Genomic DNA, 1,200 nt, shown 5'->3' with positions numbered 1-1,200 from the left:
CCCGATTGGAACCGACCCGCCGTACGATCGCATCGCCAAACAGTCGCCCCAGGGTCATGGTCACGGCGAACACTGCATAGCCCAGCCCTGCGTAAGACGCCTCAACGCCGCGCAGCGAGGTAAGAAACACTGCGCTCCAGTCGAGCATCGCACCTTCGGCGAGAAACACCGTGAAGCACAGCAGCCCGATGAACAGCACCACACCGTGGGGGATCGCAAATGCCGGGCCGTCCGAGCGGCTGCCGTACGACAACAGATTGGGCGCAGCCTTGAGCAGTGCCGCCAGCGTCAGCGCCACTACGACCAGCATCGACGCAAACGGTGAAATGCCCAGACTGAGCAGACCGCTGACACCGGCAGCGCCGACGATCCCGCCCAGACTGAACAGTCCGTGGAACCCCGACATCATGGTCTTGCCGCTCGCGCGCTCGACAATCACGGCCTGCACGTTCGCCGTACAATCCACACCGCCCATGCTGGCACCGAACAGAAACAGCACGGCGATCAGTAACGGCAGGCTGGAAACCGTCGCCAGCAGCGGCAGACACAGGCAAATCAACAGCGTCGAAATAACCAACAGACGCCGACAGCCAAAACGTGCAGCCAAAGCGCCAGCCAATGGCATGGCGATGATCGAGCCCACACCGAGACACAACAGCAACAAGCCCAGCGTGCCTTCATCGAGCCCCATACGCTGCTTGGCATAAGGCACCAGAGGAGCCCACGAAGCCACACTGAATCCGGCAATGAAAAACGCAATGCGCGTCGAAGACTGTTCGGCCCGAGCCTTGGCATCCTGGGCTACGGTGCTGAAAGAGGTCATGCATGCTCCTTTATAAAAGCCAGGTCTGGTTCGCCGACAAGCGCAACAGCCTAGCAAAGCTGATCGATTAACCAAATGTCTGATGCACATCATTGGAGCACGTTCCCCGGCCATCACGGATAAACGGCAAAACTCTGGACGCCGGTCCGGTCGAGTCGCCCAAATCCGCTTTGACTTCACAGTGCAATCTCTCGCTTTGACGGAAGCTTTTTACCCGCGCGCGCACTAAACTGGCAGACCCTCGCCCCAAACCGGGGCAGGCTTTTTTCTTGAAAGACCCAAAGAGGCCGCTGTGTACAAAGGTGTCGTGCTGTCGGTCCTGGCTTCGGTGCTGTTCGGGGTCATGTATTTCTATACCTCGCTGATGAAACCGCTGG

At 59.2% G+C, this 1,200-nt stretch carries 1 protein-coding gene; it reads right to left on the bottom strand.

Translation table 11 applies throughout. The annotated features are described in order from the left end of the window. The coding region (locus tag BZK31_RS28780) for an MFS transporter (protein WP_083186497.1) at positions 1-823 on the bottom strand (823 nt) is incomplete at its 3' end. Positions 824-1,200: the final 377 nt, after the last annotated feature.

Source organism: Pseudomonas floridensis (assembly GCF_002087235.1).
GTDB lineage: Bacteria > Pseudomonadota > Gammaproteobacteria > Pseudomonadales > Pseudomonadaceae > Aquipseudomonas > Aquipseudomonas floridensis.
This window is presented reverse-complemented; position numbering and strand designations above follow the sequence as displayed.